The organism is Deinococcus aquiradiocola (assembly GCF_014646915.1).
In the GTDB taxonomy this organism is placed as follows: Bacteria; Deinococcota; Deinococci; order Deinococcales; family Deinococcaceae; genus Deinococcus; species Deinococcus aquiradiocola.
Window position 1 is genome coordinate 19964 of the sequence record NZ_BMOE01000025.1, and the last position, 7272, is coordinate 27235.

Consider the following 7272-nt stretch of genomic DNA (forward strand, 5'->3'; position numbering starts at 1 on the left):
CCGCAGCATACCGGCCCGCCCGCGCCGTGCGCCTCTGCCGGATTCACCACTCGGGACGGTGAATCCGGCGGCCCTGGCCTGTCACTGCGCTCACGGGCCCGGACTTAGAATGCGGGCATGACCAACGCTCCTCTGAACTTCGACCTTCTGGTGATCGGTGCAGGGCCTGGCGGGTATCACGCCGCGATTCGTGCGGCTCAGCTGGGCCTCAAGGTGGCGTGCGCCGAGATGGGCGCCGTGGGCGGCGTGTGCCTGAACATCGGCTGCATCCCCACCAAGGCGCTGCTGCACGCGGGCGAGACGATGGCGGCCGGGAAGCACGCCACCGAGTTCGGCCTGAACTTCGGCGCGCCCACCCTCGACATCCCCAAACTGAACGGCTGGAAGGACAGCATCGTCAAGAAACTCACGGGCGGCGTGTCGGGCCTGTTCCGCGCCAACAAGGTCACGCACCTCGTCGGGCAGGCGAGCTTCGTGGACGCGCACACCGTCCGTATCGGTGACCAGACGGTCACGGCGAGCAGCATCATCATCGCGACCGGCAGCGAGCCCGCCGCCCTGAAGGGCCTGGACGTCGATCAGCGCGTGATCGTGGACTCGACCGGCGCGCTGAACGTCCCCGACCCCGTCCCGGCGCGGATGCTGTGCGTGGGCGGCGGCGTGATCGGCTTCGAGTTCGCGCACATCTACAACAACCTCGGCACGAAGGTGAAGGTCATCGAGTTCCTGCCGAACATCATTCCGGGCGCCGACGCGGACGCCGTCAAGGAATTCTCGAAGAGCATGAAGAAGCAGGGCATCGAGATCCAGACGCGCACCAAGGCGAACAGCGCCACCGTGAACGGCAACGAGGTCGTCGTCGAGATCGAGAACGTCGAGACGGGCGAGAAGACCCTGGAAACCTTCGACCGCGTGCTCGTCGCCGTGGGACGCCGCCCCCGCACGGACGGCCTGAACCTCGCCGCGGCGGGCCTGCAGACCACCGAGCGCGGCTTCATCGAAGTGAACCGCAGGATGCAGACGGCCGTGCCGCACATCTACGCCGTCGGTGACGTGGCCGGGAACCCCATGCTGGCCCACAAGGCCATGAAGGAAGGCCTCGTCGCGGCGGAAGTTGCCGCCGGGAAGCCCAGCGAGCAGGACGCCGTCGCCATTCCGGGCGTCGTGTACACCTCGCCGGAACTCGCATGGGTGGGCCTCACCGAACAGGAAGCGAAAGACAAGGGCTACAGCGTCAAGACGGGCGTGTTCCCCATGAGCGCCTCGGGGCGGGCCATGACGCTGCAGAGCACGGACGGCTTCGTGAAGATGGTGGTGGAGGAGGGCAGCGACCTGCTGCTCGGCGTGCACATCGTCGGGCCGCACGCGAGCGACATGCTCGGCGAGGCGAGCCTCGCACTCGAGATGGCCGCCACCGCCAGCGACGTGGCCCTCACCATCCACGCGCACCCCACCCTGGGCGAGAGCGTGCTGGAGGCCGCCGAGGCCGTGCACAAGCAGGCGATCCACATCATCAACCGCTGACGCGCAACCTGAACGGCAGGTGCCGTACCCGTCCGCGTGCCTTCCGGGGTACGCTGGACGGGTATGTCACTCGTCGTGCTCATCACTGTTCCTGAAGATCAGGCGCGCGACCTGGCCCGCACCCTCGTCCGCGAGCGGCTGGCAGGCAGCGTCAACGTGCTCTCAGGCAGCCACTCCGTGTACGTGTGGGAGGGCGACGTGTCCGAGGACACCGAATCGCTTCTGCTCGTCAAGACCACCCGCGAACGCTACGGGGCCCTGCAGGCGCGCGTGCGGGAACTGCACCCGTACCAGATTCCGGAAATCCTGGCGCTGGATACCGTGCAGGAACTCCCGGAGTTCAGCGCGTGGCTGCGGGGCGTCCTGCCCGTATGACCTGAGCCGGATTCTGACGGGAGCCCGTGGCGCACGTGTTCGAGCAGAGCGGGGAGGACTGAACCGGACGGAACCCGCGTGACCTGGCGTGACGGGTGTGGTCAGGGGCCGAGCAGGATTGCGAGGGCGTCCACGGTGCGCCAGTTGCGGACCGTGACCTGTACGCCCAGCCGCCGCTCCAGCGTCCCGTGATCCAGGCGCGTGCGCGCCATGCCGTTCGGGAGGTGCAGGTACAGCGTCCGGCCCGACAGCGTCCAGTCGTCCGGGCCGCGCGGCACGGCCAGCAGCGAGGCGAGCCCCTCGGCGTCCGGCTCGCTGCTCAGGCACGCGAGGTGGACGCGCGTGCCGTCCGCGAGTGCCTGCGCGTGGTACGGGTTGCCGTGCCGGGCGGCCAGCCACTCCTCGCGCGTCCGGAGCGTCACGCCGACCGGGAAGCCGAACGCGTCCGCCAGTGCGCCCTCCAGGGTGCCGGCGTCCGGGCAGTGCGCGCGGAACACCACGTTCCCGCTCTGCACGTGCGTCCGCGCGTCCTGCAGGTCCAGGCCCGCCAGGACGGCCTTCAGGGCGGGCATCGTGACGCGCCGGTGCCCGCCCACGTTGATGCCGCGCAGGAGGGCCACGTGCAGCGGGGCCGGGCGGGTGGCGGGCGGGACGGGCGGCCGGGAGGGGAGAGGCATACCCTCCCATTGTGCCCGCCCCTGTGATTGCGCCCGCCTCGCGTGCGGCGGGACGTGCGGGCCGGGGCGCGCATGGTGAGCTGGCTTCCGGCACGCCCGCCGCGCCCGCCGCACACTGAAGACATGACCGCCCCCCTCAGCACCCTCACCGATTCCGCCACCCTGCCGCGCATCACGGTCGACATCTGGTCCGACATCGCCTGCCCGTGGTGCTACATCGGCAAGCGCCGCTTCGAGCAGGCGCTCGGCCAGTTCCCGCAGGCCGCGCAGGTGGACGTCGTGTGGCACAGCTTCGAACTCGACCCGACCGCGCCCGCCGTGAACCCCGTCGGCATGCGCGACGGGCTCGCCATGAAGTACGGCACCAGCACCGACAAGGCCCAGGGCATGCTGGACAGCATGACCGCCACCGCCGCGCAGGAAGGCCTGGAGTACCACTTCGAGCGCGCCAGCCTCGCCAACACCTTCCAGGCGCACCAGGTCATTCACCTCGCCGCCCGGCACGGCCTGCAGGACGCCATGAAGGAACGCCTCCTGAAGGCGTACATGACGGAAGGCGAGACGCTCAGCGACACGGACACCCTGGTGCGCCTCGCCGGGCAGGTCGGGCTGGACGCGCAGGAGGTCCGGGACGCGCTGGACGCCCAGACGTACGCGCAGGCCGTCCGGCAGGACGAGGCGCAGGCCCGCGCGTACGGCATTCAGGGCGTGCCGTTCTTCGTGCTGGGCGGCAAGTACGGCGTGTCCGGCGCGCAGGACCCCGCCACGCTGCGCGGCGCGCTGGAACAGGTGTGGAACGAGATCGCGCCCCAGCCCGCCCCGCTGCAGCTGCTCGGCACGCCGGACGCCGCCGACGGCTGCGAGGACGGCTCCTGCGCCGTGCCCAGCCTGAAGGACTGACCCTCCGCCACCCAGACCGACCCGCTCAGGCCGCCCGGACCACCGTCCAGGGCGGCCTGCCTGCTGTCCTGAAACCGGGCCGAGCTGAACGCCTGGAGTTCAGCCGGGCGAAGCGAGCACCAGCAGTCCGGTCTGGAGGAGATGGAAGGGATGCCGGTGCTGGTTCCGGCCTCCCTTTCTCCGGCTCAGCACCGTATGACACTGTGTCTCTTGTGCGTCCAGCACGCCGAAAACTAAGATGAAGTCCTCACAGGCGTTCCGGTCCGTCAGGGGTGCAGCCACCATACGCCCGGCCGGACGGAACCCGCATCACAGGAGGGCGTCATGCCAGAAGCACACCCGGACACGCACGAGGTCATCCAGCAGAACCGCGACCACACCCTGTTCTCGTGGAGCGTGCAGACGCAGACGAACCCCATCCACATGACGGGCGGCAAGGGCAGTCACTTCTATGACGGGGACGGCAACACGTGGCTGGACTTTTCCAGCCAGCTCATCAACATCAACGTCGGGCATCAGCACCCGGCCGTCCTGAACGCCATCAAGGCGCAGGTGGACACCATGTGCTTCGCCGGACCGAGCTTCGCCACCGACGTCCGCGCGACCCTGGGCAGGAAGCTGCGCGAGGTGACGGGCCTCGGCAAGAGCTTCTTCACGCTGGGCGGCAGCGAAGCGAACGAGAACGCCATGAAGATCGCCCGCCTGTACACCGGCCGCGACAAGATCATCACCCGTTACCGCAGCTACCACGGCGCCACCATGGGCAGCATGACCGCCAGCGGCGACCCCCGGCGCTGGCCCGTCGAGCCGGGCGTGCCCGGCATCGTCCGCGCCTTCGACCCGTACTGCTACCGTTGCCCCTTCGGTCAGCAGGTGGACAGCTGCAAACGCGAGTGCGTGTCCCACATCGAGGAGATCATCCAGATGGAAGGGCCGCACACCATCGCCGCCATCATGGTCGAGGGCATCACCGGCAGCAACGGCCTGCTCGTCCCGCCCGACGACTACTACCCCAAGCTGCGCGCATTGTGCGACAAGTACGGCATCCTGCTGATCGACGACGAGGTCATGAGCGGTTTCGGACGCACCGGCACGTGGCTCGCCACGCAGCACTACGGCATCAAGCCCGACATCGTCACCTGCGCCAAGGGCCTCACCAGCGGATACATGCCGCTCGGCGCGGTCGTCGTCACGGACGCCATCGCGGAGTACTTCGAGACGCACTTCCTGGCGGGCGGCCTCACGTACAGCGGCCACCCCGTCTCGCTGGCCGCCGCCGTCGCCAACCTGCAGGTGTACGAGGACGAGCACCTCTTCGAGCACACCCGTGAACTGGGCGCGTACCTGGGCCAGCGCCTGGAAGCCATGAAAGCCCGGTACGCCTGCGTCGGCGACGTGCGCTACAAGGGCCTGTTCAGCGTGCTGGAACTCGTGAAAGACAAGGTGACCAGGGAGCCGCTCGCCCCCTTCAACGGCACCTCGCCCGAGATGGGCCGACTGGCCGCGCACATCAAGAGCAAACACGTGTACGCCTACAGCCGCTTCAACTTCCTGTGGGTCTGTCCGCCCCTCGTGGTGACCAGAGAAGAACTGGACGCCGGGCTGGCCGTGTACGAGGAAGCCCTCGCGCTCGTGGATCAGCTGATCGGCGCGCCCGTCGCCGCCGACTGACGCCGCCCGTCCCGCTCTGCCTCACCGCTTACCACCCAGGAGTTCCCATGACTGACACCGCTATCAAACCCGCGCCCATCAACCACTGGCTGAACGGCAAGCTGACGCCCGGCACGTCGGGCCGCAGCGCCCGGGTGTTCAACCCCGCGACAGGCGAAGTGCAGGGCCTCGTGGACCTCGCCAGCGTGGAAGAGATCGGCGCGGCCGTGGAGGCCGCCACGGCCGCCGCCGCCAGATGGCGGACCGTGCCGCTCAGCAGGCGCGCCGAGATCATGTTCCGCTTCCGGGCGCTGCTGGACGCGGGCCGTGACGACCTGGCCCGCATCCTGACGCGCGAGCACGGCAAGGTGCACGCGGACGCGCTGGGCGAGATCGCGCGCGGCATCGAGAACGTCGATTTCGCGTGCGGCATCCCGAACCTGCTCAAGGGCGGGTACTCCGAGGGGGCGAGTACCGGCGTGGACGTGTACAGCATCCAGCAGCCGCTCGGTGTGGTGGCGGGCATCACGCCGTTCAACTTCCCGGCGATGGTGCCGCTCTGGATGATTGCGAATGCGCTGGCGTGCGGGAACGCCTTCATCCTGAAACCCAGCGAGAAGGACCCCAGCGCCAGTCTCTTCATCGCGGACCTGCTGCAGCGCGCGGGCCTGCCGGACGGCGTGTTCACCGTCATTCACGGCGACAAGGTGGCCGTGGACGCCATTCTGGAGCACCCCGGCATCGCTGCCGTGAGCTTTGTCGGGTCCACCCCGATCGCCCGGTACATCTACCGGAAGGGCACCGAGCACGGCAAGCGCGTGCAGGCGCTCGGCGGCGCGAAGAACCACATGCTGGTCCTGCCGGACGCGGACGTCAGCATGGCGGCCGACGCTGCCGTGAGCGCCGCGTACGGCAGTGCCGGGGAGCGCTGCATGGCGATCAGCGTCGTGCTGGCTGTCGGCGATGTGGCGGACGAACTGGTGGACGCCATCGCGTCGCGCCTGCCTGCCCTGAAGGTCGGGCCGGGCAGCGACGCCGCGAACGAGATGGGGCCACTGATCTCCCGCGAGCACCGCGACAAGGTCGCCGGGTACATCGGCAGTGCTGCCGGGCAGGGCGCGAAGATCGTGGTGGACGGCCGGGAACAGCAGTTCGCCGGGAACGGCTTCTTCCTGGGCGTGTCACTGCTCGACCACGTCACGCCCGACATGGACGCGTACCGCGACGAGATCTTCGGGCCGGTCCTGTGCGTGGTGCGCGTCCCCAGCTACGAGGCGGGCCTGAAGCTCATCAACGACAACGAGTTCGGGAACGGCACGGCCATCTTCACGCGGGACGGCGGGGCGGCCCGGCAGTTCCAGTTCGACTGCCAGGTCGGCATGGTCGGCGTGAATGTCCCGATCCCCGTGCCCGTCGCGTACTACAGCTTCGGCGGCTGGAAGGCCAGCCTGTTCGGGGACACGCACATGTACGGCCCGGACGGCATCAAGTTCTACACGCGCACCAAGGTCATCACGTCCCGCTGGCCCGACCCTGCCAGCAGCCGGGTGGACCTGGGCTTTCCGCAGAACCGCTGACCGGGGGCGCGCCTGCCCGGCAGGTTTAGGGCGGGCGCATCCCGGTGCGGCACCCGCGTGGTCGTGGGGTCATGGTAATGAGGCGTTGTAGCGGTGGATGAAGAGCCACACGAGCATCTCCAGATGGGCCTGCTTGCGGCTGAACGACAGGCTTTTCCGGACCAGGTGGGCGATCCGAAGGCGCAGGGTGGCATTGAACCGTTCGATGTGCTGGGTGCCCCCGATGACGTGCAGCGCGTCGAAGACCACGCTGGAATACACCTTGAGACCATCGGTATGACACCGCGCTTCGAGGTACGGCGTGGGCAGGCTGTCCCACAAGCCCCAGGCGCCTTCAAGGTCCCGGTGTCCGATGAAACAGCCGACGATCTTGCGGCTCAGGCGGTCCATCGCGAGCCAGATCCAGCGCTGCTTTGTCTGCTTGGTCACAAAGGTGCATAGTTCGTCGCACTCCAGCACCAGCGTCGCTGGTGCTGGAGTGCTCACGTTTTTGACGACACCACCTCCAACGGATCGATGCGGTGTGGGACGCTGTTGATCAGGGTTTTCAGGTGTCTGCGGAACCAGGA

7 protein-coding genes are annotated in these 7272 nt (G+C 68.6%); 5 read left to right on the plus strand and 2 right to left on the minus strand.

What is annotated here, in order from left to right; genetic code table 11:
- The first annotated feature begins 117 nt into the window (after window positions 1-117).
- Together lpdA and cutA are read left to right on the plus strand one after the other, a co-directional pair.
- Window positions 118-1524 carry a dihydrolipoyl dehydrogenase gene (lpdA, locus tag IEY33_RS18710; RefSeq protein ID WP_188964814.1) on the plus strand — a complete coding sequence of 469 codons (1407 nt, stop codon included), beginning with the start codon at window positions 118-120 and terminating at the stop codon, window positions 1522-1524.
- A 63-nt stretch (window positions 1525-1587) separates the two neighbouring features.
- On the plus strand, window positions 1588-1899 hold the full coding sequence (gene cutA, locus IEY33_RS18715; RefSeq protein WP_188964815.1) for a divalent-cation tolerance protein CutA: 312 nt from the start codon (window positions 1588-1590) through the stop codon (window positions 1897-1899).
- A 101-nt stretch (window positions 1900-2000) separates the two neighbouring features.
- On the opposite strand, the gene IEY33_RS18720 is transcribed toward cutA, so the two are convergent.
- Window positions 2001-2576, minus strand: a complete 576-nt coding sequence (locus IEY33_RS18720; protein WP_188964816.1) for a DUF1697 domain-containing protein — start codon at window positions 2574-2576, stop codon at window positions 2001-2003.
- Between the two features lie 123 nt (window positions 2577-2699).
- Here IEY33_RS18720 and IEY33_RS18725 point away from each other — a divergent pair, with 123 nt between their 5' ends.
- The 3 genes from IEY33_RS18725 (at window position 2700) to IEY33_RS18735 (ending at window position 6703) form a co-directional block, all read left to right on the plus strand.
- The gene (locus IEY33_RS18725) at window positions 2700-3476 is read left to right on the plus strand and encodes a DsbA family oxidoreductase (protein ID WP_188964817.1); all 777 of its coding nucleotides are present in this window, start codon (window positions 2700-2702) and stop codon (window positions 3474-3476) included.
- A gap of 324 nt (window positions 3477-3800) precedes the next feature.
- Complete coding sequence (locus tag IEY33_RS18730; RefSeq protein ID WP_188964818.1) at window positions 3801-5147, plus strand: aminotransferase class III-fold pyridoxal phosphate-dependent enzyme; 1347 nt, start codon at window positions 3801-3803, stop codon at window positions 5145-5147.
- 47 nt (window positions 5148-5194) lie between these two features.
- Window positions 5195-6703, plus strand: a complete 1509-nt coding sequence (locus tag IEY33_RS18735) for a CoA-acylating methylmalonate-semialdehyde dehydrogenase (RefSeq protein WP_188964819.1) — start codon at window positions 5195-5197, stop codon at window positions 6701-6703.
- A gap of 69 nt (window positions 6704-6772) precedes the next feature.
- On the opposite strand, the gene IEY33_RS18740 is transcribed toward IEY33_RS18735, so the two are convergent.
- On the minus strand, window positions 6773-7272 hold a 500-nt coding region (locus IEY33_RS18740), incomplete at its 5' end, for an IS1 family transposase (RefSeq protein WP_268238854.1).